This window comes from Haemophilus haemolyticus, from assembly GCF_003493685.1.
Classification (GTDB): domain Bacteria; phylum Pseudomonadota; class Gammaproteobacteria; order Enterobacterales; family Pasteurellaceae; genus Haemophilus; species Haemophilus haemolyticus_O.
Map to the genome: position 1 here is coordinate 55554 of NZ_QQJW01000007.1, position 25517 is coordinate 81070.

Here is a 25517-nt window from a genome sequence, read left to right on the forward strand (position 1 = left end):
CTTTAGCGTAAATTAATCGGCAATTCAACGTTATTTTAAACGGATTCAAAAATGACCGCACTTTTTCAACAACTTCCTTCCGTTGACAAAATTCTCAAAACACCTCAAGGATTACAACTCATTACCGAATTTGGTCACACTGCAGTCGTGGAAACATGTCGAGAATTATTAACGCAAGCTCGTCAATTTATTCAAAAAAATAATCAACTTCCTGAATATTTTTCTAATTTTGACCGCACTTTGGTAGAAATTCATTCTCGACTACAAAAACAAAACCAAGTACAAATCAAAGCGGTGCATAATCTGACTGGTACGGTGTTACACACAAATCTTGGGCGGGCACTTTGGTCTGAAGCCGCACAACAGGCAGCGCTTTCTGCGATGCAAAAAAATGTTTCGCTTGAATATGATTTAGATGAAGGTAAGCGTAGTCATCGCGATAATTACATCAGTGAATTATTATGCAAACTCACAGGTACGGAAGCAGCCTGTATTGTGAATAACAACGCTGCTGCGGTATTGTTAATGCTGGCAACCTTTGCTCAAGGTAAAGAAGTAATTATTTCTCGTGGAGAATTAATTGAAATCGGCGGTGCATTTCGTATTCCAGATATTATGGAACAAGCTGGATGCCATTTAGTGGAAGTGGGCACCACTAATCGTACTCACCTGAAAGATTATCGTAATGCTATCACTGAAAATACGGCTTTTTTAATGAAAGTGCATAGCAGCAATTATCAAATTTGTGGTTTTACCTCTTCAGTTTCAGAAAAAGAGCTTGCGGAACTAGGCCGAGAAATGAATGTATCCGTAGTAACTGATTTAGGCAGTGGTGCATTAGTTGATTTAAGCCAATATGGCTTACCAAAAGAACCAACCGTGCAAGAAAAAGCCGCACAAGGTGTGGATTTGGTCTCTTTCTCTGGCGATAAATTACTTGGCGGTGTGCAAGCAGGCATTATAGTGGGTAAAAAAGAATGGATCGAACAATTACAAGCACATCCTCTCAAGCGTGTATTACGTTGCGATAAAGTCATTTTAGCCGGCTTAGAAGCTACATTACGTTTGTATTTAAATCCTGAAAAATTAACTGAAAAATTACCAACTTTGCGCTTACTCACGCAACCATTAGAACAACTCAAAATAAATACTATACGTCTAAAAGAGCGGTTAGAATCTCGCTTAAATTCACAATTTGAGATTCAAATTGAAGCTAGCCAAGCACAAATCGGTAGTGGCTCACAACCAATGGAAAGAATTCCTTCCTTGGCTGTTACTATTGCAGAAAAAACAAACGTAAAACTTTCCGTACTTTCAGCTCGCTTTAAACAACTTTCTCAACCTATTATTGGGCGAATGGAAAACGGAAAAATTTGGCTAGACTTACGTAGCCTCGCAGATATTGAAACATTATTAAATACATTGGATGAACTATGATTATTGTTACTTCAGGTCACGTTGATCACGGCAAAACAGCATTATTAAAAGCATTAACTGGCACAAGTACCGCGCATTTACCAGAAGAAAAAAAACGCGGAATGACCATTGATTTGGGGTATGCCTATCTGCCTTTAGAAAACAAAGTGCTTGGCTTTATTGATGTGCCGGGGCACGAGAAATTCTTGTCAAATATGCTGGCGGGTTTAGGTGGCGTGCATTATGCAATGTTAATTGTCGCTGCGGATGAAGGCGTTGCAACGCAAACAAAAGAACATTTAGCGATATTACGCCAACTTCAATTCCACGAAATTATTGTTGTCATCACAAAAGCAGATCGTACAAATTCAGAGCAAATAGAATCGTTAATCCAAACAATTAAACAAGATTACAGTTTTTTATGCGATGCTAACTACTTCGTTACCTCTGCAGAAACGGGACAAGGAATTAATGAATTACGTCATTACTTAGCTAATCTACCTGAATTAGCTGATACCCAGAAACCTTTCCGCTACGCAATAGACCGAGTATTCAGCGTAAAAGGGGCGGGTACCGTCGTGACTGGTACAGCCTTTTCAGGAACAGTGAAAGTCAACGATGAAATTTACCTTTCTACTGGACAGAAAGTTCGTGTAAAAGCGATTCACGCACAAAATACATCAAGCGAACAAGGTATTGCGGGGCAACGTTTAGCGTTAAATTTAAATGCTGATTTAGACCGCACATCAATGAAACGAGGCGATTGGTTATTGCAGGATGAACCTCTCTCACCAACAGATCGCATTAGTGTACAAATTTTGGCTGAAGTACCATTAAATGAAAGCCAACCTGTGCATATTTATCACGGCGCGAGTCGCACTACGGGTAAACTCACCTTATTACAAGGAAAAAATGCCGCTAAAAATGACCGCACTTTGGCTGAAATCATATTAGATTCACCATTATTCTTGGCTTTTGGAGACAAACTTATTTTACGCAGTGGCGATACAAAAACCTTAATTGCTGGCGCACGAGTATTGGAAATTAACTCGCCAAAACGTCATAAACGTACTGAAGTGCGGTTAAATTTCTTAGCGAATTTAGCATTGGCAGAGAATGCTTCGCAACGTATTGCGCTTATCCTTCAACATAATGCGACAACTGCACGCCAATTAATGTGGACGGAACAACTGACATCCTCGCAATTAGATAAAGCTCTCGCCGAGCGGGACGCCGTACGCTATCAAGATTGGTGTTTTAATACTAATTACGTACAAGAAAAAACACAGCAAATTTTAACCGCACTTAATACTTATCACGAGCAACATAATGATCAACTTGGTGTAAGCAAAGCCAGATTATATCGAATGGCTACATTGAATCAGCCAGAAAATCTGATTCATCATTTTATCGATGAAATGCTTAATGATGGACGATTACAACAAACGCGTGGCTGGATTCATCTACCAGAGCATAAAATTCAGTTTAATACTGAAGAAAAATCACGTTGGACAGATGTATTAAATGAGTTTGAAAAAGCAAATGGTCAAGCGATTTGGGTGCGAGATATGGCAAATGAGCTCGCTATCGATGAATCAATTATGCGTAATTTTATGTATAAAGCAGGGAAACTGGGTTACCTCACGCCAATCGTGAAAGATAGATTTTTCTTAACTGAAACCATCTATGCTTATGCAAGGCTCATCAAACAAATCGCTGAAGAACAAGGTAAAGTATCAGTAAATGAAGTACGTGATAAATTGAATTTCGGGCGCAAACTTACCGTTCAACTGATGGAATATTTCGACCGAATGGGTTTTTTGCGTCGCAAAGGCAATGACCATATTCTGCGCGATAAGAATGTTTTTGATTTATGATTTAAAAAGGAAAAGAGTATGAAAAAAACGCTCGTCGCTGCATTAATTAGTTCTGTCATATTACTCACAGGCTGCCAAGATAAAGATGTTGAAGCAAAAATAAAACAACTAGATCAAACCGTAGCACAACTCAGTGCTGAAAATACCAAATTAAAAGAGCAAATAGAAAAAACAGTCCCAGCAATTTTTGTGGAAAATGATGAAATATTTAATCAATCTGAGATTATTAAACATCCTAAATCGAAAGAAGATTACCAGCCTGAAGAAACCAAAATTGAGTATTCAATTTCAACAATAAAAACCAATATTGATTGGCTTAATGATCTATTGTGGAAAAAATTGACTGAAAACGAAGAAATGAAAAATATTTCTCGCGAACAATTTGTAGCACGTTATCAAACAGCTTTTGAGGAAGACAAAAAAGAAGTAAAAGAAACACCATCTTTTGGTATTTCTCATTCTATGTGGATAGATTTTGTTGGGCAAAAAGAAAAACTTGCAACTTTTGCTATTAGTTTTTATGACTATGAAGGTGGAGCTCATGGGGTAGAAGGTAATCGCTATTTCACGATTGATCTAACTACACGCCATATTTTGACATTAAATGATTTATTTAATGAAAAAGATTTACCGAAAGTAAAAACGCTTTTATGGGAGCAATATAATAATAGCAATAAGGAATATGAACCTGTTATTGGAGCCGATAGTTTTAATTTATCGAATAATATTTACTTAGATTCAAGAGGTGTACATTTTATTTATGATGTCTATGAAATCGCTCCTTACGCAGCAGGAGAGCAGGATTTATTGCTCTATTTTGGGCAACTAGAAGAATTATTTAAACCAGAATTTAAGCGAAGTAACTATGTAAAATTTCTTTAAGGAAACAAACAAAAAGTGCGGTGAAAATTCTAAAAATGAGATTATTTACTTAAGGGCTGACAACGATATTGTATCGGACTTAGTCCTTTTAATTTTAATTGAATCCATTGATGATTATGGTAATCCACATAATTCCTTATCACATCAACTATCTCCTCTCTACAGTTAAATTCCCGACCATAAAAATATTCCGTTTTAATCGCTAAATCCAAGCAATTCCCTTTTCTTGGCATATTTTGAATAATGCCATTTTCAGACAAAATTCTACGATAAGCCGACATAACCCAGATGATTTTTAGCTGAGTTATCTAATGACAATATATTATAGAAACGCGATAAACAGAAATTAACCACCGAGCAAAAACAAGAAAAAACACAAAATCAACTAGATCGATTAAGGGCGATTTTGAAAGAGTGATAAAAAGATCTTATAGGTAAGGGAAAATTTCTATTTTCTCTTTATTGTAAAATAGTAAATTAAGTAAGGTTTAGTTTGTTTATGGAAAAAGCAAACGTTATCCTTTGATAAATAAGAAACAATATTGAGTAACGTGAGCTAAATCACGTTTTTTTTCTCATTTTTTGTTAGAATGATTACTTCTTTTTTACTTGACAAAGGAAAATTTATTATGAAACTCAAAGCAAGCAAGCAAGCAAGCAAGCAAGCAAGCAAGCAAGCAAGCAAGCAAAAAGTTTAAAAAATCATTTATTTTAAGTCTATTGTTTTCTGTTCTTTATTCTTCCCCGCTTTTGGCTGTTGATTATGTTTACGACTCAGCCAAACTGACACCTGATCAAATTGAACGATTAGAAAAATTGAGAGATAAAAACAGCGAATACTGGAAAAAAGAAACTTATTCTTTAGGTCATCTTCCTCCTGAGGAATTTAACATTGTCATACTGGGAAGACAATTAGGACATGGAACAATAGAAAATATAGATAGCACAAAAAAGATTTCTTTTTATGATAGTAAATATACTGAAGATGCATCCGTGCGTTTTGCACTTGGTTTAGGAGTTAAAGAAAGAAATGGGGAGAAGGATGAGGAAATACGAGCGTATCTTAGAGAGTGCGCAAATAAAGGTGAATTTTCTAATTGCGACAAATTTTATGATGCTGGAGTGAGTAGTAGACAAAATACTCGTTTATTAACGAGCGAGATTTTTGGAATGCGTATCGTAAGAAATAGCCATATTAACAGTGAAATTTTAGCCGTTGACAATTATACAAGATTGATTCGTGAATTCTTTGATGATCAGCACGATAGTCATCCGTACTCTAGTTTTATAAGACATATAAGTCAGTTATATTACGGTGTTGATAAGCCCTTCGACAATTGGTGGGGGGGAATACAAAATCGTCTTGTTGTTGAAGAACATTCACATGTTATAGGACAAACGATAGGTTTAGTATACTTTGATCTAGATAACTCTCTATGGGAACCCCGTTGGGACTCTGATGTTGAGCTATTGGAAACAAAAAATGTAGACATCCGTTTTAATACTAAAAATGAAAGTTTACTCGTAAAAAAAGATTATGCTGGCGGAGCTCGTTTTCGTTTTGCTTACGATCTAAAAGATAAAGTCCCTGAAACACCAGTTTTAACTTTTGAAAAAAATATAACTGGCACATCAGATATTATTTTTGAAGGAAAAGCGTTGGATAATTTGAAACATCTAGACGGGCATCAAATTGTCAAAGTAAATGGCACCGCAGATAAAGATGCCTTTAGACTTTCCGGTAAATACCGAAAGGGAATTTATACGCTTTCTTTACAACAACGCCCAGAGGGCTTTTTTACCAAAGTAAAAGAACGCGATGATATTGCGATTTATGCACAACAGGCTCAAGCCTCCAATACCTTATTCGCCTTGCGTTTGAACGACAAAAACAGCGATATTTTCGACCGCACTTTACCACGCAAAGGCTTGTGGTTGCGTGTGATTGACGGACATTCTAAGCAATGGGTGCAAGGCAAAACAGCACCTGTAGAAAGCTATCGAAAAGGTGTGCAACTCGGTGGCGAAGTATTCACATGGCAAAACGAAAGTAATCAACTTTCTGTTGGCTTAATGGGCGGACAGGCAGAACAACGCAGTACTTTCCGCAATCCAGATACAGACAATCTTACAACAGGAAATATGAAAGGCTTTGGTGCGGGCATTTATGCCACTTGGCATCAACTTCAGGACAAACAGACAGGTGCGTATGTTGATAGCTGGATGCAGTATCAACGTTTCCGCCATAACGTCAATAGTGAAGAGGGGGTAGAACGCTTTACTTCAAAAGGTATCACCGCCTCAATTGAAGCTGGTTACAATGCTTTATTAGCAGAACACTTAACAGGGAAAGGGACTCAAATTCGTTTTTACCTACAACCACAGGCACAATTAACCTATCTTGGTGTAAATGGCGGCTTAACCGATAGTGGCAATAGTAAAGTGAATTTACTTGGCTCTCGCCAATTACAAAGCCGAGTGGGCGCACAAGCTAAAGCACAATTTACTTTTACTAATGGTGTCATTTTCCAACCATTTGTTGCTGTCAATTCAATCTACCAACAAAAACCTTTCGGTGTTGAAATAGACGGTGAACGTCGAGTGATAGACAATAAAAATACGCTTGAAAGTCAATTTGGTATAGCAGTGAAAATCAAATCTCACTTAACTTTACAAGCAACATTCAATCGCCAAACAGGCAAACATCATCACGCTAAACAAGGTGCGCTGAATTTACAGTGGACGTTTTAAGTTAAGTTGTAACAAAATAAAATCGGCAAGAAAATTCTCTGCCGATTTTTTATTATAGGCAGCCAAAAGGCTGGCTATAAAAAACATACTCTATAGGGAAAATATTGAGACAGTTATGTAACTATAAAAATGTCGAGATAATAGAAGCGCATGAAATGCTAGACTATATCCATATGCTTTTAAAAATTCCATCTAAAATATAATATGGAAATAGGAATTTCTGGGCGAAAGAATTTTTTTGTAAGCGCAGTAGGGCTAAATAAAAAAGTTATAGAGAATTATGAAAAACTAAGAAAAAGAAGATATGGTTAAAGATAATTTATCAATAAAAGAACATTTTGATTTTTTAGGGAGTAATTAAGGAAATAATTAAATGAGGTTATTGTTTTCACAAGCTCCTTGAGGAGCTTGTGAAGTATAGGTTCCTATAGGGAGACCTCAAAACCGCGCGTTTTTCGTGCGAATTTTTATTACCGTCTTGTTTTCAAGAGTTTTTCAGTCAATTCATAAGCTCGAAGTTTTGCTAACTCTTTAGAAAGTTTCGCAACCAGTAAATCATGATCTACATCTGATGCATGAGATACAATGTTCTCTTCAGCTTTACGTTTTGCTTCGCGAATACGATCTGCATCTAATTCACTACCACGGATAGCAACATCTGCTAGTACCGTAACAATATTTGGTTGAACCTCTAAAAAACCACCGGAAACATAGATAACTTCTTCATTTCCATCTTGAAGGGTAAATTTAACAATCCCTGGCTTAATTGCCGTTAGCAATGGTGTGTGTCCAGGGAGAATGCCTAATTCCCCCTCAACACCTGTTGCTTGGATTTGTTTTACTTCACCTTCAAAGATTTTTCGCTCTGCGCTTACTATTGTTAAATTAAATGTCGCCATTTTGTTCTCCTTCAAATGACTTGAAGTGATTACATATTTTTGGCTTTTTCTAGCGCTTCGTCGATTGAACCTACCATATAGAACGCTTGTTCTGGGATATGGTCGTAATCACCGCTTAAAATACCTTTAAAGCCGCGAATGGTTTCTTTTAATGGAACATATTTACCCGGAGTACCGTTAAATACTTCAGCAACGAAGAACGGTTGTGATAAGAAACGTTCAATTTTACGTGCACGTGCTACCACTAATTTATCTTCTTCAGATAATTCGTCCATACCAAGAATTGCGATAATATCTTTCAATTCTTTATAACGTTGTAAAATACCTTGTACACCACGAGCAACATCATAATGTTCTTGACCAACTACAAGTGGATCTAATTGGCGTGAAGTTGAATCTAAAGGATCAACCGCAGGGTAAATACCTAAAGATGCGATTTGACGACTTAATACAACAGTTGAGTCTAAGTGTGCAAAGGTTGTTGCTGGAGATGGGTCAGTTAAGTCATCCGCAGGTACATATACCGCTTGTACAGAGGTAATAGAACCTGTTTTGGTTGAAGTGATACGTTCTTGTAATACACCCATTTCTTCAGCAAGAGTTGGTTGGTAACCTACCGCTGATGGCATACGACCTAATAACGCAGATACTTCAGTACCAGCAAGGGTATAACGATAGATATTATCCACGAAGAATAATACATCACGACCTTCATCACGGAATTTTTCAGCCATAGTCAAACCAGTCAATGCAACACGCAAACGGTTACCTGGTGGCTCATTCATCTGACCATAAACCAAAGATACTTTATCTAATACGTTAGAATCTTTCATTTCATGATAGAAGTCGTTACCTTCACGAGTACGTTCACCTACACCCGCAAATACGGAGTAACCTGAGTGTTCGATCGCGATGTTACGGATTAATTCCATCATATTTACGGTTTTACCTACACCCGCACCACCGAATAAACCAACTTTACCACCTTTTGCAAATGGACAAATTAAGTCGATAACTTTGATACCAGTTTCTAATAATTCCGTACTGTTTGATTGTTCTTCATAGCTTGGTGCAGAACGGTGGATAGCCCAACGCTCTTCTTCACCGATTGGACCTTGTTCGTCAATTGGTTCACCCAATACATTCATAATACGACCAAGGGTTTTTGTGCCTACCGGTACTTGAATCGGATCATTCGTGTTTTCTACTTTTAAACCACGTTTTAAACCGTCAGAAGCACCTAATGCGATACAACGTACCACACCGCCACCTAATTGTTGTTGCACCTCAAGTGTTAAACCTGATTCAACTTTTAATGCATCGTAAACTTTTGGCACTGCATCTTGTGGAAATTCAACGTCAATCACCGCACCGATGATTTGTACAATTTTTCCTGCTGACATTACCGTTCCTCTTTTCTTAAATCGCTGCCGCACCGGCTACGATTTCATTCAATTCATTTGTGATACTTGCTTGACGAGCTTTGTTATACACCAACCGCAGATCATTAATTAAATTACCTGCATTATCAGTTGCTGCTTTCATTGCTACCATTCGAGCCGCTTGTTCTGAAGCTAAATTATCTACAACCGCTTGATAAATTTGGGATTCTAAATAACGAACTAAAAGGCTATCTAATAGTACTTTTGGTTCTGGCTCATAAAGATAATCCCAAGTCTGTTGTCTTTCATTTAAATGATCGTCTTTAGATTCTGGTAAAGGAACTAATTGTTGTACAACAGGCTTTTGCGACATCGTATTAACAAATTTATTGTATGCAATATAAACTGCATCAATTTCACCATTACGATAAGCATCAAACATTGTATTTGCGACACCAATTAATTCTTCTAGAGCGGGCGTATCGCCTAAACCAGAAAGTTGACCTTTGATATTAAATCCAAAGGAACGGAAAAAACTAATCCCTTTTGAACCTATTAAGCCCAAATCTGTAGAAATATTTTGTTCTTTCCAATTTTTGATTTGGTTAAGTGTGGTTTTGAATAAATTAACATTTAAACCACCACACATACCACGATCTGTTGAAATAACCAAGATACCGATTTTCTTCACTTCACGCTCAACTAAGAACGGATGTTTATAACCGACACTTGCTTTAGACACATGACTAATAACGTTACGGATAGTTTCAGAATACGGACGAGATGCAGCCATACGATCCTGCGTTTTACGCATTTTCGAGGTCGCCACCATTTCCATTGCCTTAGTAATTTTTTGTGTACTTTGTACACTGGCAATTTTGGTTTTTATCTCTTTTGCACCTGCCATCTTATCTCTCCGTTACTACCAAGCACTATTCGCTTTAAAACTATCTAAAATACCTTTTAATGTATCTTTGATTTCATCATTATAGTTACCGGTTTTAGTAAGCTCTTGCATAAACTCAGCGTGATTACGGTTAGAATAATCTAAAAGTGCGGTCTCAAAACTTGCAATTTTTGATAATTCCACGTCATCCAAATAACCAAATTCAACAGCAAACAATACAACCGCTTGTTCTGCAACAGATAATGGAGCAAATTGTTTTTGTTTTAATAATTCAGTTACTTTTTCACCGTGAGAAAGTTGCTTACGAGTCGCATCATCAAGATCTGATGCAAACTGTGCAAACGCTGCTAATTCACGATATTGAGCTAGCGCAGTACGAATACCACCCGCTAATTTCTTAATAACTTTAGTTTGCGCTGAACCACCAACACGAGACACCGAAATACCTGGGTTTACCGCAGGACGAATACCTGAGTTAAACAAGTTAGATTCTAAGAAGATCTGACCGTCGGTAATAGAAATTACGTTGGTTGGAACAAACGCAGATACGTCACCAGCTTGGGTTTCAATAATCGGAAGTGCGGTTAAAGAACCAGTTTTTCCTTTCACTTCACCTTTAGTGAATTTTTCTACGTAATCTTCGTTTACACGAGAAGCACGTTCTAGTAAACGAGAATGTAAATAGAATACATCACCTGGATAGGCTTCACGACCTGGTGGACGGCGTAATAATAATGAAATTTGACGATAAGCTACGGCTTGTTTTGATAAATCATCATAAACAATTAACGCATCTTCACCGCGATCACGGAAATATTCACCCATCGCACAACCAGCATAAGGTGCTAAATATTGTAACGCTGCTGATTCAGATGCTGATGCAGCTACCACGATAGTATTTGAAAGCGCACCATGTTCTTCTAATTTACGTACGACGTTTGCGATAGTAGAGGCTTTTTGACCAATCGCAACATAGATACATTTAATACCAGAATTACGTTGGTTAATAATAGCGTCAATTGCTAACGCAGTTTTACCCGTTTGGCGGTCACCGATGATTAATTCACGTTGACCACGGCCGATTGGCACCATTGAGTCAACAGCTTTATAACCAGTCTGAACAGGTTGATCAACAGAACGACGATCGATAACACCTGGCGCAATCACTTCTACTGGCGAGAAACCATCATTTTCAATTTCGCCTTTACCATCGATTGGTTGACCAAGTGTATTAACTACACGACCTAATAAACCACGACCAACTGGTACTTCAAGAATACGACCTGTACATTGAACTTCCATACCTTCCGCTAAATCTGCGTAAGGTCCCATAACTACAGCACCAACAGAATCGCGTTCAAGGTTAAGTGCCATCGCATAACGATTACCTGGTAAGGCGATCATTTCACCTTGCATCACATCGCTTAAACCGTGGATGCGAATAATACCATCGCTTACAGAAACAATTGTCCCTGTATTACGCGCTTCACTGACCACGTCGAATTGAGCGATGCGTTTTTTAATCAATTCACTAATTTCAGTTGAATTTAGTTGCATCTTGTATTCCTCTTATAATTGCAACTCGTTTGCGAGACGAGTAAGTTGCCCACGGCTACTTCCGTCAATCACAAAGTCTTCAGTACGAATAATCACACCAGCAATAAGTGCGCTATCCACGTTGCAATTTAATTTCACTTTGCGAGCTAATCTTTTTTCCATTGCAGCTGCAATTTTTTCGATTTGTGTTGCATTCAATGGTTGCGCAGACGTTACTTCAACTTCTGCAATAGCTTGGTGTTCCTCTACGTGATGTTTAAATTCTTCAAACACCGCAGGAATAGCACTCAAACGCTTATTTTCAGCCATTAACCGAATAAGATTTTGCCCATATTGATCCAATTGTTCGCCACAAATAGAAATTACTGTATCAGCTAATTTCTGTGCAGAAAGAGAACTATTTAAGTAAGCTTTTACCGTTTCATCTTCAGCTACGGCTGAAGCAAAACCTAACATTTCAGTCCATTTTTCGACCGCACTTTGTTCAATGGCAAAGTCGAATGCAGCTTTTGCATAAGGGCGAGCTATTGTAGTTAATTCTGACATAAGCTAAGCCTCTTATAACTCTGCAACTAATTTATCAATAATGTCATTGTTTGCCGCTTCATCAATAGAACGACCTACAATTTTCTCAGCACCAGCCACTGCCAATGAAGCCACTTTAAGACGCAATTCTTCTTGAACACGTTTACGTTCTGCTTCTACTTCTGCATAACCTTGAGCAATAATTTTTGCTTTTAGTTCTTCGGCTTCTGCCTTCACTTCGTCTAATACTTCATTGCGACGTTTATTCGCAGCATCTAAAATGTCTTGAGCTTGTACTTTTGCAGCTGAAAGTTCTTGTTCAACAAGATTTTTCGTATCTGCTTGCTCTTTTTTAGCTGCTTCAGCTGACGCTAAAGCGTTCGCAATTTGGCTTTGACGTGTTTCAATCGCATTAATAATTGGTGGCCAAACAAACTTCATGCAAAACCACACGAAAAGTGCGAATGCGATAAGTTGACCAATCAATGTTGCATTTAAATTCACAACGTCCTCCTTACTATGCTTGTTTTACGTTGATAAGCAAATAAGGTGATTAGTGTAATAAACCGATGAATGGGTTTGCGAAAATGAAAAGTAATGAAATACCAACAGCAATCATTGCAATCGCATCTAAAAGACCAGCCACGATAAACATTTTAGTTTGTAAGCTAGATGCTAATTCTGGTTGGCGAGCTGATGATTCTAAGAATTTACCACCTAGAATAGCAAAGCCAATTGCAGTACCTAATGCAGCAAATGCAAGAAGAATTGATGCACCGATGATTGTAGCTGTAATTACAGTTTCCATAATTTTCTCCAATAGAAGTTAAGTTTTAGCCCTAGAGCCGGTTAATAAAAAATGATTAATGATCTGCTTTGTTATAAGCAATACTTAAATAAACAACCGTCAACATCATAAAGATGAAAGCCTGCAAGGTAATAACCAAAATATGGAAAATAGCCCAAGCAAGATGTAACGGAATCCCTAATGCTGCAATGGCCATATTAGCGGAATACATTACAGCGATAAGAATAAAGATCAATTCCCCTGCATACATGTTACCGAATAAACGGAAAGCAAGTGAAATTGGTTTAGCCAATAAAGTCACCGTTTCAAGAATAAAGTTAACAGGAATAAACGCCCAATGATTGAATGGATGAAGCGTATATTCTTTAACTAAACCTTTGAATCCTTTAGATTTTATTGTGTAGAAAAGAATTAAAAAGAAAACACAAATGGACATACCCAAAGTTGCGCTAATATCTGCTGTCGGTACAGCACGAATATAATGGATGCCAAATAAACCTGCAAATTGAGGTAAGAAATCAACAGGAATTAAGTCGATAGCATTCATGATGAATACCCAACAGAAAATTGTTAATGCAAGTGGCGCAACTACGTTACGTGGACCATGAAAATTTTCTTTCACGATACTATTAACCCATTCCACAACAATTTCAACTAAGCATTGCATTTTTCCTGGAACGCCAGTTGTTGCTTTTTTCCCTACTCGAGAAAAAACAAATAGGAAAATAACCGCAGCAAGAATAGAAAAGAACAACGTATCTATATGAACATTCCAAAATCCATCCCCTGTTTTGAGAAAGGATAAATGGTGGCTAATGTATTCCGATGTTGTTTGTCCAGACATAATAAACCCTTAGTACAAGTATAAAAATCAAATTCGGCGAAGCAAAAATGGAACTAAATTATTCAACATTAATGCAATAAAAAAACCACTAAAAAAAATAATAAAATTTGTAACCGAAAAGTATTTAAATGAAATACTAATAAAAACAATGGTTAGAACAAATTTTATTGCTTCCCCTTTATAAAGTGCGGTCAATTTTGTGGCTAAATGTTGTTTTCTATAAAAAACCACATACACAAAAACACCGAAAGGAATTAATGCCGAAAGAAATCCAAATAAAAAATCAAGCGCACTTTTCATTTGCCATAAAGCAAAAAAACAAGCCAATAGCAGCATAATGACTATTTCAATAAAAATAGCTTTTTGATACTGAACTTTCGCTTGTTGTACAATTCTCGACATTTTTAAAACCTTAAAACGTTCTAATTATACATTTGATCAAATTAGATTCAACTTAAAAAGCACTGAAAAACGTTAACTAAATCACACTTTTAGAAAATTTTTACTAAATTGTAACTATTTAACGCAAAACGATTAAATGTCGTTCACCTATAAGTTCTGGAACATGTAATTCAATCACTTCTTGAATAGTATATTTTTTATTCAATTCATTAATTTCATCTTCCTGATAAATACCTTTTAATGCATAAAAATATCCATTTTCTTTTGGTAAATGATGACACCAATCTGTCATATCTTTTAATGAAGCAAAAGCACGACTTAATACACCATCAAATTTATCTTCAGGTTGATATTCTTCTACTCGACTTAAAACGGGGGTTACATTAGTTAGTCCAAACTCACGTATAGCATTTCGAATAAAGCTAATACGCTTACCTAAGCTATCAAGGAGGACAAATTGTTTGGAAGGATTAATAATTGCCAAAGGTAAACCAGGCAAACCAGGCCCTGTACCGACATCAATAAAACAATCACCTTGTAAATAAGGACTTACTACAAGACTATCTAAAATATGTTTGACTAACATTTCTTGTGGATCACGAACTGACGTCAAATTATAAGCTTTATTCCATTTATTGAGTAAATTGACAAGATCAATCAACTGCTGAATTTGTTGATCACTTATTTTTATATTTGCTTGCGCAAGTAAACTGACTAATTTGGCTTTCATATTTATTGTCTCTTTGGAAAATTGCACTATTTTACTTAAAAGTGCGGTAGATTTCCTTAATGTTTTTTTGTTGCAGCCAAAATTCCTGTCAAATTTGTTTCCAACCAATCCACCAACTCAAACATCTTATTGGAAGCTTCAGCCCCAAATTCTGTTAATGTGTAATCCACTTGCGGTGGCACGGTATTATAGGATTTACGAATTAACATCCCATCGGCTTCTAATTCCTGCAGGGTTTTAGTCAACATACGTTCGCTTACGCCATCAATCGCACGGCGAAGTTCACTAAAACGCTTGGTGCCCGAATGTAAACTTACTAATACCAATACTCCCCAGCGGCTGGTTAAATGCTGCAAAATTTGGCGAGATGGACAAGCTGAAGCTAATACATTGCCCCGATCAAAAATTTTTTCCATTTTTAATTCCTTATAAATCAATTAATTAAAAAATATTTTTAAACTTTTCTAAAACTTACATTTTTGTAAGTACTTTCTAAAAGTAAGTTTTAAAATATAATACGCTACATCAAGCGAACAATCAAATGTTCAAACATCATTTCAACTTAACGAGAAGGAAAACATCATGACTACTAAAACTATCGCAATTACTGGTGCAACAGGTCAATTTGGCGCAATCGCATTAGACTTATTAAAAGCAAAACAAGCAAACGTCATTGTGCTTGTACGCTCTCCAGAAAAAATTTCAGGTGCAGCAGCCCGCAAATTTGATTATTCAAAAACAGAAGGACAAGTAGAAGCTTTGCAAGGTGTAAATACCTTAATTCTTGTTTCAAGTAATGAAATAGGTCAGCGTTTTATGCAACACAACAACGTGATTGAATCAGCGAAAAAAGCAGGTGTGAAACATATTATCTACACCAGCTTACTCGGCGCGACCAACGACAATACCGTAAAATCTCTTGCCGGTGAGCACGTTGAAACTGAAGCCGCATTAAAAGCTTCAGGAATTACTTACACCATTTTACGCAATGGTTGGTACACAGAAAACTACACAGAATCAGTTCCAGCTGCATTAGCAAACAATGCTTTCTACGGTTCAGCAAAAAACGGAAAAATTTCATCCGCACTTCGTGCAGAACTTGCTGAAGCTGCAGTAAATGTGGCACTAGGTGAAGGTCATGAAAATAGAACTTACGAGCTTGCGGGTTCAACCAGCTGGACACTAGCTGATCTTGCCGCAGAAATCAGTAAACAAACAGGTAAAGAAATCCCTTACGTGGATATTCCTGCAGCAGATTATGCCGCAGCACTTGTACAAGCAGGATTAGATGAAGGTTTTGCAGGCTTAATTGCACAATGGGATGTAGATGCGTCAAACGGTGCATTATTCTCAGAAGACAAAACCCTTGAGAAATTGCTTGGCCGTCCAACAGCAGGATTGGATGTAGCAGTAAAACAGGCTCTTGCCCATTAATTATATTTTTTTAAATTAGTCTATAAAAAATGCGGTCAAAATAAACCGCACTTTTCATTCTAAACATTATTCCCCACGCTTTAACATCCCTTGTTTTTTCAAATTCACCAGAATAATTGAAATAGCAGCAGGCGTTATACCTGAAATTCGGCTCGCTTGACCAATGGAAACCGGACGATGTTGTTCCAATTTCGCACGTACTTCATTAGATAAACCAGACACTTTGCTGTAATCAAAGTTAGCTGGAATAGCTGTATTTTCGTGGCGTTTTTGTTTTTCAATTTCTTCTTGTTGATGCTCAATATAGCCTTGATACTTAATGGCAATTTCCACTTGTTCTACGGCTTCTCTATCTTCCATTGCTGGTTTGTATGGCTTTAAAGAAGTCAAAATATCATAGGTCATTTCTGGACGGCGCAATAAATCTTCACCGCTGGCTTCACGCACAAGTGGGCTGCCAAGTACTTTATTGGCTTCTTCTAAATATTCAGAACGCGGATGCAACCAAATGCTGCGTAAGCGTTGGCGTTCCTGTTCAATATTTTCCATTTTTTGATTAAAGCGCGCCCAGCGAGCCTTATCAATCAAACCTAATTCATGGGCAATTGGCGTTAAACGAATATCTGCATTGTCTTCACGTAATAACAAACGGTATTCCGCACGAGAAGTAAATACGCGATATGGTTCTTTGGTACCAAGCGTGCAAAGGTCATCAACCAATACGCCAGTATAAGATTGATCACGGCGTGGATACCATGCCTCTTTCTCTTGTACATAAAGACCAGCATTAATCCCAGCTAATAAGCCTTGTGCTGCCGCTTCTTCATAACCGGTTGTACCGTTAATTTGACCCGCAAAGAATAAACCCGAAATAGATTTAGTTTCTAAGGTTGGTTTTAAGTCTCGTGGATCAAAATAATCATATTCAATGGCATAACCTGGTTTAATGATACGAGCTTTTTCTAACCCTTTCATGGAATTCACAATGCCCATTTGTACGTCAAACGGCAAACTGGTAGAGATCCCGTTTGGATAGACTTCATTACTAGTTAAGCCTTCTGGTTCCAAATAAATTTGATGTGAATTACGATCTGCAAAACGCATCACTTTATCTTCAATAGATGGGCAATAACGTGGGCCGATCCCTTCAATCACACCGGTATACATTGGACTGCGATCCAAATTATTACGGATCACTTCATGAGTTTGTTCATTAGTGTGGGTTATATAACAAGGAATTTGTTGAGGGTGATCATCCACTGATCCCATAAAAGAGAATACCGGTAATACGGCATCACCATGCTGTTTAGCTAAAATATCAAAATTGATCGTACGTGCATCAATACGCGGCGGTGTACCTGTTTTAAGGCGATCTACACGTAATCCTAGATCTCTTAATCGATGTGAAAGATTTACAGAAGCAGGATCCCCTGCACGACCACCTTCATAATTTTCCAAACCAATATGAATCTTACCAGCTAAGAAAGTACCTGCAGTTAATACCACTGATTTAGCACGAAAAGTTAATCCCATTTTTGTGCTAACGCCTGTAACTCGATCTTGCTCAATTAGAATATCGGTCGCTTCTTGTTGGAAAATATCTAAATTAGGTTGATTTTCTAATGCAGTACGAACAGCTTGACGATATAGAACTCTGTCAGCTTGAGCTCGAGTAGCACGCACTGCTGGGCCTTTACTGCTATTTAAAGTACGAAATTGGATCCCTGCTTTATCTGCAGCATGAGCCATTAAACCGCCCATTGCATCGACTTCTTTTACTAAATGACCTTTACCGATCCCACCAATTGCAGGGTTACAAGACATTTGCCCTAAAGTGTCTACATTATGCGTTAATAAAAGGGTTTTTAATCCCATTCGAGCTGGTGCAAGCGCGGCTTCTGTACCCGCATGACCACCACCGATCACAATCACATCATAAGTTTCAGTGTAAAACATATCTATCTCTATTTATTCGGATCAAAAAATTGGAGTTATTCTACAGAAATTTAAAACACCTGACAAAAAAAGAATGGATCTATTGATCCTTTGAAAGATCAAGTTTGTATTAGTAAATAAGATCTCTTTTTATATATAAAGATCTTATTATTGTTACTATTAAGATCCTTTGTGGTTGTGAATAACCTTATTCGATCCTTATAGAAACTAGTGTTATAGGATCTAAAGATCTTGTGAAAATGCGATCATTTTCTTTAAAAATCTTGTGTGTAAAATGGAAAGTTATTAACAACTTTATTTTTTTTCAAAGTTACCAAGTGAGTAAAAACAGTTTTATGACAGATTATTTATGAGTTATCCACAGATAAAAATGAATTTTTATTGAAATCCCTATAATTTAGTTTTTTAAGCAATTAATTTTATTAAATGTACGTTTAATGATTTGACTTTGTAGTTACTACAGACTTTATGCTTCTTGCAAAGTAAATCAAATAGTAAAGGAAGCAAAATGAAAAAAATTTCTACAGTACAAAATAATCCCCCTAAAGCATATCAGCAGCATGCATCTTGCCCTCATAGTCAAATATCTAAAAATAAAATGGTATTAGGCATTAGTTTTGCAATTATTACCTTTTATATGGTTGTTGAATTTCTAGGGGGATATTGGTTTAACAGCCTTACTTTGATGGCTGATGCTGGGCATATGGCAAATGATAGTTTATCTATTTTTTTAGCATGGATTGGGTTATTTTTAAGTCTAAAATGGCAAAAATGGTTGGCTTTAATCAATGGAATTTCATTAGTTTGGGTCGCTATTTGGATTTTTATCGAGGCTGTAACACGTTGGCAGGCTCCGATAGAAATAGCTGCTTTGCCAATGTTAGGTGTAGCGTTACTAGGGTTTGGGATTAATTTGTTGGTAGCTTTTATAATGCTAAAAAGTAATCGTCATAATTTGAATATTCGTGCAGCATATTTACATGTTTTAGTAGATTTATTTGGTTCGGTTGTTGCTATTATTGCAGGAATAAGTGCTTATTGGTTAAATTGGCAATGGGTTGATGTAGTGGCTAGTGGTATTTTAAGTCTTTTTGTCTTATACAGCGGTATTTCTACAGTTTCTAGAGCTGTTAAATCCTTGTATGATAGTAATACAAATTTCTTATTAGATGATCATTCTCATTAAAGTAAAAAATTGCTTGAGGAAATAATGAAAATTAGTGAATTAAGTAAATCTACGCATACTAATATTGAAACTATCCGCTACTATGAAAAGCAAGGAGTATTGCAGCCACCTAAGCGATTGGCTAATGGTTATCGATATTATGATGAAGAAAGTGTAGAACAATTAAAATTTATCAAAAAATGTCGAACGTTGGGTTTCTCTTTAGAGAATATTAAGGCACTCAATCGTATTAAATTTAGTATGAAAGATCATTATCAAGCAGATCAATTAGTACTTAATCAACTGATTCAAGTGGAAAATAAAATATCTCAATTATTAGAAATCAAAGATTTTTTACAGTCTATTGTTACCAAAAGTGAACATAATGAAGAGGAATGTAAAGCAATAGAAGGATTGAAAAGCGAATGCAATTTGTAAAAATACTCAAAAATTTGACCGCACTTTAGAAGAAAAAATGCCGCCTAAATTTTGATTTTCAGGCGGCATTTTATTTTTCTAATTATTATTTAGATAAATCAATTTGATATACAGCAAATCCAACTTCATCTGTACCCACTTGTTTCATTGGATACTGCGCTTTTTCTTTAATGAATTGAGCTGCTTGTTCGCTTGGTGAGGTTTCAAAACGGACATCTAATTTATCATTGCCTTTGATTGGCGTAAAGCGCCAGTTTTTATCCGCGCTAGGGTTTACAGAACCTTCTTTTTCACTAGTTACTTTAATGTAATCGGCTAAAATTTGACGGTTTTCATCTGGTGATGCGTAAACAATATGTTGATCGCCAGTGCCTGGGAATTTATTACCGTAAGCACGATAGTTATTCGTTGCAATCAAAAATTCTGCTTTTGGATCAACTGGTTTACCTTGATAAGTGAGATTCACTACACGATGCGATTCTGGGTTGATTAATTTACATTCGCCATCGTAACGAGCAGGTTTGGTTAGATCGTATTCATAATTGACACCATCAATCACATCAAAGTTATAAGTGCGGAAAACTTCCCAGTCGATTAATGATTGTGGTTTATCGCTTGTAGGGTCAATTTGTTTAAACATACCCGCACTACATTCTAACCATTCTTTTAATTGTTCGCCTGTCGCTTTAACAACTACTAATGTATTTGGATAGAGATATAAGTCTGCCGCATTACGGAAAGTTAATTCACCTTTATTTACTTCGGTATAACCTGTTGGGTCATTTTTACGACCACCTGCTTTAAATGGTGCGCCTGCACTTAAAATAGGTAAACCAGCCATTGCGGCAACACTTGGTGCAACTTTTTCTACATAGGCTTTTTGTGCTTGGTTCACAATTTGAATGGTTGGATCATCTTGTACTAATGCAAGATAGCTGTACATATTATCTGTTGCTTTACCAATAGGTTGAGAAACAAATTTACGTGTCGCTTCGTGAACAGGTTTTAAAAGTGCGGTAATTTCTGGGTCATTTTCTGCAAGTGCTTTTTTATTTTCTGCATCATAGATTGGACGAAGAACCGCTTTTCCAGAGGTAACAATCCATTTGCCTTTGTGTTCTGTTAAGCCTAGATCCACTACACTGATATTATTTGCCCAATAGCCTGCCATACTTTCTGGTACGCCTTTTACGGTACCATTTACGATGTCTGCATTTGGTGATTTCGCAAATTCTTTATTTGGGAATAAACGGTGTGAGTGTCCAAAAATAACCGCATCAATATGTGGAACATCCGCTAAATAGAATGCAGAGTTTTCAGCACCTTCTTGATAAGGTTCATCAGATGGGCCTGTGTGAGCTAATGCAACGACAATATCAGCCCCTTTTTTCTTCATTTCAGGGACATATTTTTGAGCTGTTTTTACAATATCACGGGTTTCGACTTTGCCTTGAAGGTTCGCTTTATCCCAAACCATAATTTGCGGTGGCACAAAACCGATATAACCAATTTTTAATTTATGTGTTTTACCTTGATTATCAACAACTGATTTTTCTTGAATGACATAAGGTGTGAAATAAGGTTTTTCAGTTCCGACTTTTACTACGTTGGCATTTACAATTGGGAATTTAGCTTGTTTGATACAGTCAGCTAAATAATCTAAACCATAGTTAAACTCGTGGTTACCTAAGGTTCCTACTTCATAGTGCATTGCATTTAAGCAATCAACTGCAGGGTTAGATTTACCTTCTTTATAGCCTTGTGCAGCTTGATAATCAGCAATAGGGTTACCTTGAATTAAATCCCCGTTATCAACCAATACGCTATTTTTTACTTCAGCACGTGCTTGGCGAATAAGGCTTGCTGCACGAGTAAAACCGAATTTATCGGTTGGTGCATCTTTATAATAGTCAAAATCGGTCAAGAAGCTATGAACATCTGTTGTTGCCACAATGCGTAAATCAACATCGCTCTTTCCTTTTGCCATCGCAAAACGGTTTGCACTTAATGCAAGAATACTGGTCGCACCAATTTGAATAAAATGGCGTCTATTAATCATTGAGTTTTCCTTATAAGGTGAGTAGATATTGCCTTTATTCTAAGAAAAATAGAGGATTCTTAAAAGAAAGGAGTAAAAATATTTTTATTTAATTAAGCTAATAATCTTTGTACTAAAGAAGTATAAATATTAACTCCTGTAAGCAATTGATTTTCATCAAAATCAAATTCAGCTTCATGATGACCTGCTGTGCGATCTGCACCAAGAATGAAGTAAATAGCTTTGCCCCCATGTTCTTGTACACGTCTACCTAAAATAGTCGCATCTTCACTTGCATTGAAAGCATAATCTGAATTTACGTTATTTATTTGTGGTTGTTCAAGAGATATTTCTTCGATGAGTTTTATAAGTTCAACATCGTTATTCATATCCACGGCTTCACCTACAATTTCAGTTTCATACGCTACATCAAAACTTATGGAGATACCTTTGGCTATTTGCATGACTTGTTCAGTCATGTATTCATTAATTGCTTTATTTTCTCCCCGCACTTCTAATTGTAACTCTGCAGAGGATGGAATGACATTTCGTCCTTCACCCGCTTTTAGCACACCCACATTAATTCTTGTCATGCCTTCACCATGGCGTGCAATACCATGAAGTTGAGTGACTGTATGCGCTGCAGCTAATAAAGCATTACGACCTAAATGGGGGGCAGCACCTGCATGTGCAGGTTTACCTTTATAGCGAATATCAATTTTTGTAGTGGAAAGAAAATTTCTTGGATTAGCAATAACTGTGCCTGTATTCGCGCAAAAACTAATGTGTGAAGAAGCAAAATAATCTGCATCATCAATTATGCCACTTTGTGCAATAGCAGCCGCACCTCGAACACCTTCTTCTGCTGGTTGGAATACTATTTTTACTTTTCCAGTGAGTTTATCTCTGTTCTGAGCGATCCATAACGCAACGCCTAAACCTATTGTAATATGTGAATCATGTCCACAAGCATGCATAAATCCATCGTTAATTGAGGCAAAACCTTCTTTATTTGGAATATGCTCTGGTGAGCGAGTTTCCGTTACATTCACACAGTCGATATCAAAACGTAATGCAATAGTTTTTCCTTGTTTACCTGAATCAAATAATGCCACACAACCAGTGTACCCTTCCATTTTTTCGAGCCATTTTTCATTGGCTCCATAGGCTTTTGCATTAGCTAAACCTTTATCTACTACGGCTTGCTTTCGTCCACGAACAAAGTCTGGATTTATAATTTGTTTACCAAGAAAAATTTCAAAACAACCTAAGTCTTCCAAGTAATCCGCAATGCGAGAAGTTGTCCAAAATTCACTCCAACCAATTTCTGGAAAACGATGAAATTCACGACGCCATTTAACAAGTTGATTTAAATCTAAGTTCATTTTTTTCTCCTTTAAAAGTCTATAAAAACAGACCGCACTTAAATAAAGTGCGGTCAATTTTTTACTATTTCTACAACATAAATAATGCTAAGAATAAAACAGCAAGTATCATGCCTGGTGCGGTACGTTTTACCATTTCTACTGGGCTTACCATCGCAAGTCCTGCACAAACAATGGTTACACCTGCAATTGGTGAAGCAGTACGACCAATTGCACCAGCAATAGCTGCTGCCATACCAAGATTTACGTGAGTGTAACCGAGTTCTACAGCATGTGGCGTGACGGCAGTGTTAAAGGCAATCGCTGCTGCATCGCCAGAGCCTGTAATTAAGCCCATTAAGAATGGCCCAATTGTTGCACCCCAACGTACAAATTCGTTGGATTCTTTTAAGAAAGAAATTGCAGCATCAACTGCGCCCGTAGATTTTAATCCTGCTACAAATACGCTGGCTGCAATAATGATACCAAGTACGTTTGCATAAGAATTGCCCATACCATTGAAAAATTCTTCAGTGATTTTTACTGGGGAAATGCGAGTGACGATAATGCCGTAAATTGCACCAATCAGCATCGCTTGAGGAACGCCCATTTTAGTCCATTCAAGACCTGGTACTTGTTGTAATGATGTTCCACCAATCACTAAAATAACTAATGGTATTAATGGTGCAAGGGCATAAAGTACATTGACGCCTTCAACAACTTTAATTTCATTTTCTTTTTGTTCTGCAAGATAAGCTTGGCGATGTTGTTCACCATAATCTTTAAAAACAAGCGCAAGAATTGTTAAAACAACCGCACCTATTGCTCCTGCAATCATGTTATATGGCGCATGTGAAAGGTTTACTTGAGCGATAGTTAAGCCTGACATTTCACTAATCATTGCTGAGTGAGAAGACCCAGGGCTCATCATTGATCCAAAAGTCCCAGCTAAAATAGCGGCGCCAGCAGTAGCTGGTCGAACACCCGCACTTTTTAAAACAGGAATTAATGTTGCACCAACCGCAGCAGCACAACCCGCAGCAGAAGGAATAGCAATATTGATGAAAAATGTGATGACGGTTGCAATCGGAATTAAGAAGAATTTTAATCCGCTTAATGGTTTGGTAAGTAAATGCACCAGATGAGTATCACATTGAGTGTATTTCATCACGTAAGCAAAACCCATACTAGAGCAGATCGCCATAATTAATCCACCTGATGTCATGCTTTTGGCAAAAGCATCTAATGCGCCCATTGGATTAAGCGTCAGAATAGACATAATTAAGCCGACACCAATCAAAACGGTTCGGGTTTCGGCTTTTTTAATCAGAAAATAAATTGTGGCAATAATGCCAATCACTGCAACGATGGATTTAAATAATTCCATTATATGTTCCTTTTAAGTTAATAAGAAAAAGTTGTATTGATGTCAAATGTGCCACATTCCATATTTTCACTGAAGCACAAAATAGGATTTTCACCCAAAACAGTTGCCATTTCATTTTGTATATGAAGCGCAGAACCTTCAGGTAAGGCATATACAAATGCAGTTGGATTAACGAGTAAAAATTCTGCCAAACGTTCTTCTCGGCTTTCACCATTGTGGCCTTGCATTTTACCTGAAATAAAGTGCGGATTAATTTGATGAGGAAAAATTTGTAAAGCTTGAAATGAAGGAGGATAAGTAATCGGCATATCATTAGTTGTCATAATAGATGCGCCAGCTACATTGGCCCCAGCACTCCAACCAAAATAAGGCGTACCGTTATTCACTTTTTCACGAATGATATCAATCAAATTGTGTTCATAAAGCTGTTTTAACAAACAAAATGTATTCCCGCCGCCAATAGCGATGACATCTGCTTGTTCAATGATATCTCGATGTTGTTTACCACGATGAACGGAAACAATATTCATCCCTAAATCGGAAAGTGCATTTTGCACAGTTTTTTCATATTCATCAAAAGTGCGGCGTACCCCAGCATAAGGCACAAAAGCAATTGTTTTACCACGATAATCAGTCAGGAAATTTTGTAACCAAGGTATGGTATGTTCAAGATAACCTGTGTTCTTGTATTTTGAGCTACTGAGCAGTAACATGTTTTTCATTTTCCACTCCTTTTTAGAGGCATTTAGCAATAC

General features: G+C 37.0%; 24 protein-coding genes and 1 pseudogene. 8 read left to right on the top strand and 17 right to left on the bottom strand.

The features are described from left to right. Positions 1-51: 51 nt before the first annotated feature. From selA to DV434_RS06970, 3 genes are read left to right on the top strand one after another with little or no spacing between them, the layout of a single operon-like run. On the top strand, positions 52-1437 hold the full coding sequence (gene selA, locus DV434_RS06960) for an L-seryl-tRNA(Sec) selenium transferase (RefSeq protein ID WP_118785582.1): 1386 nt from the start codon (positions 52-54) through the stop codon (positions 1435-1437). Further along, a complete protein-coding gene (gene selB / locus DV434_RS06965) occupies positions 1434-3293 on the top strand; it encodes a selenocysteine-specific translation elongation factor (RefSeq protein WP_118785583.1) in 1860 nt (619 codons plus the stop codon). The genes selA and selB overlap by 4 nt, the downstream gene beginning before the upstream one ends. 18 nt (positions 3294-3311) lie before the next feature. Next, complete coding sequence (locus DV434_RS06970) at positions 3312-4175, top strand: RsiV family protein (protein ID WP_118785584.1); 864 nt, start codon at positions 3312-3314, stop codon at positions 4173-4175. Positions 4176-4216: 41 nt separating this feature from the next. On the opposite strand, the gene DV434_RS06975 is transcribed toward DV434_RS06970, so the two are convergent. After that, positions 4217-4456 (bottom strand): IS3 family transposase, encoded by a 240-nt coding sequence (locus DV434_RS06975; RefSeq protein ID WP_118785585.1) that lies wholly within the window; start codon positions 4454-4456, stop codon positions 4217-4219. A 469-nt stretch (positions 4457-4925) separates the two neighbouring features. On the opposite strand from DV434_RS06975, the gene DV434_RS06980 reads away from it, so the two are divergent. Together DV434_RS06980 and DV434_RS06985 are read left to right on the top strand one after the other, a co-directional pair. Further along, complete coding sequence (locus tag DV434_RS06980; RefSeq protein WP_118785603.1) at positions 4926-6926, top strand: autotransporter outer membrane beta-barrel domain-containing protein; 2001 nt, start codon at positions 4926-4928, stop codon at positions 6924-6926. A 92-nt stretch (positions 6927-7018) separates the two neighbouring features. Next, a pseudogene (locus DV434_RS06985) lies at positions 7019-7287 on the top strand (transposase); the annotation flags it as partial. Between the two features lie 109 nt (positions 7288-7396). On the opposite strand, the gene DV434_RS06990 reads toward DV434_RS06985, so the two are convergent. The 11 genes from DV434_RS06990 to DV434_RS07040 form a co-directional block, all read right to left on the bottom strand. Further along, entirely contained in the window at positions 7397-7825 is a 429-nt protein-coding gene (locus DV434_RS06990; RefSeq protein ID WP_005629232.1) for a F0F1 ATP synthase subunit epsilon, read from the bottom strand. 29 nt (positions 7826-7854) lie between these two features. After that, entirely contained in the window at positions 7855-9228 is a 1374-nt protein-coding gene (gene atpD, locus DV434_RS06995) for a F0F1 ATP synthase subunit beta (RefSeq protein ID WP_005632228.1), read from the bottom strand. Between the two features lie 16 nt (positions 9229-9244). After that, positions 9245-10114 carry a F0F1 ATP synthase subunit gamma gene (gene atpG / locus DV434_RS07000; protein WP_005632226.1) on the bottom strand — a complete coding sequence of 290 codons (870 nt, stop codon included), beginning with the start codon at positions 10112-10114 and terminating at the stop codon, positions 9245-9247. A gap of 15 nt (positions 10115-10129) precedes the next feature. Then, positions 10130-11671 carry a F0F1 ATP synthase subunit alpha gene (gene atpA, locus DV434_RS07005; protein ID WP_114908422.1) on the bottom strand — a complete coding sequence of 514 codons (1542 nt, stop codon included), beginning with the start codon at positions 11669-11671 and terminating at the stop codon, positions 10130-10132. 12 nt (positions 11672-11683) lie between these two features. After that, positions 11684-12217, bottom strand: coding sequence for a F0F1 ATP synthase subunit delta (gene atpH / locus DV434_RS07010; RefSeq protein WP_118785586.1), 534 nt, complete (start codon positions 12215-12217; stop codon positions 11684-11686). A 12-nt stretch (positions 12218-12229) separates the two neighbouring features. Beyond that, on the bottom strand, positions 12230-12700 hold the full coding sequence (gene atpF, locus DV434_RS07015; protein WP_005649414.1) for a F0F1 ATP synthase subunit B: 471 nt from the start codon (positions 12698-12700) through the stop codon (positions 12230-12232). A gap of 49 nt (positions 12701-12749) precedes the next feature. Further along, positions 12750-13004: a F0F1 ATP synthase subunit C gene (atpE, locus tag DV434_RS07020; RefSeq protein WP_005629249.1), complete on the bottom strand. Its 255-nt coding sequence runs from the start codon at positions 13002-13004 to the stop codon at positions 12750-12752. Between the two features lie 55 nt (positions 13005-13059). Further along, on the bottom strand, positions 13060-13848 hold the full coding sequence (gene atpB, locus DV434_RS07025; RefSeq protein WP_118785587.1) for a F0F1 ATP synthase subunit A: 789 nt from the start codon (positions 13846-13848) through the stop codon (positions 13060-13062). 27 nt (positions 13849-13875) lie between these two features. Beyond that, on the bottom strand, positions 13876-14250 hold the full coding sequence (locus tag DV434_RS07030) for an ATP synthase subunit I (protein WP_053465998.1): 375 nt from the start codon (positions 14248-14250) through the stop codon (positions 13876-13878). A 118-nt stretch (positions 14251-14368) separates the two neighbouring features. Then, positions 14369-14980, bottom strand: a complete 612-nt coding sequence (rsmG, locus tag DV434_RS07035; protein WP_118785588.1) for a 16S rRNA (guanine(527)-N(7))-methyltransferase RsmG — start codon at positions 14978-14980, stop codon at positions 14369-14371. A gap of 56 nt (positions 14981-15036) precedes the next feature. Then, positions 15037-15396, bottom strand: coding sequence for a winged helix-turn-helix transcriptional regulator (locus tag DV434_RS07040; RefSeq protein ID WP_118785589.1), 360 nt, complete (start codon positions 15394-15396; stop codon positions 15037-15039). Between the two features lie 166 nt (positions 15397-15562). On the opposite strand from DV434_RS07040, the gene DV434_RS07045 reads away from it, so the two are divergent. Next, a complete protein-coding gene (locus DV434_RS07045) occupies positions 15563-16414 on the top strand; it encodes an SDR family oxidoreductase (RefSeq protein WP_118785590.1) in 852 nt (283 codons plus the stop codon). 66 nt (positions 16415-16480) lie between these two features. Here the strand turns inward: DV434_RS07045 and mnmG are convergent, their stop codons facing one another. Continuing rightward, positions 16481-18370 carry a tRNA uridine-5-carboxymethylaminomethyl(34) synthesis enzyme MnmG gene (gene mnmG / locus DV434_RS07050; RefSeq protein WP_118785591.1) on the bottom strand — a complete coding sequence of 630 codons (1890 nt, stop codon included), beginning with the start codon at positions 18368-18370 and terminating at the stop codon, positions 16481-16483. 508 nt (positions 18371-18878) lie between these two features. Here mnmG and DV434_RS07055 point away from each other — a divergent pair. Further along, positions 18879-19556, top strand: coding sequence for a cation diffusion facilitator family transporter (locus DV434_RS07055; protein ID WP_046938580.1), 678 nt, complete (start codon positions 18879-18881; stop codon positions 19554-19556). A 24-nt stretch (positions 19557-19580) separates the two neighbouring features. Beyond that, on the top strand, positions 19581-19973 hold the full coding sequence (locus DV434_RS07060) for a Cd(II)/Pb(II)-responsive transcriptional regulator (RefSeq protein WP_046938579.1): 393 nt from the start codon (positions 19581-19583) through the stop codon (positions 19971-19973). A gap of 85 nt (positions 19974-20058) precedes the next feature. Here the strand turns inward: DV434_RS07060 and cpdB are convergent, their stop codons facing one another. From cpdB to pepE, 4 genes are all read right to left on the bottom strand, one after another. Continuing rightward, positions 20059-22032 carry a 2',3'-cyclic-nucleotide 2'-phosphodiesterase gene (gene cpdB, locus DV434_RS07065; RefSeq protein WP_118785592.1) on the bottom strand — a complete coding sequence of 658 codons (1974 nt, stop codon included), beginning with the start codon at positions 22030-22032 and terminating at the stop codon, positions 20059-20061. 92 nt (positions 22033-22124) lie between these two features. Beyond that, positions 22125-23396 carry a M20 family metallo-hydrolase gene (locus DV434_RS07070; protein ID WP_118785593.1) on the bottom strand — a complete coding sequence of 424 codons (1272 nt, stop codon included), beginning with the start codon at positions 23394-23396 and terminating at the stop codon, positions 22125-22127. 70 nt (positions 23397-23466) lie between these two features. Beyond that, positions 23467-24762 carry a C4-dicarboxylate transporter DcuC gene (dcuC, locus tag DV434_RS07075; protein ID WP_116942058.1) on the bottom strand — a complete coding sequence of 432 codons (1296 nt, stop codon included), beginning with the start codon at positions 24760-24762 and terminating at the stop codon, positions 23467-23469. 17 nt (positions 24763-24779) lie between these two features. Then, positions 24780-25484 (bottom strand): dipeptidase PepE, encoded by a 705-nt coding sequence (gene pepE / locus DV434_RS07080; protein WP_192881497.1) that lies wholly within the window; start codon positions 25482-25484, stop codon positions 24780-24782. Positions 25485-25517 lie beyond the last annotated feature (33 nt).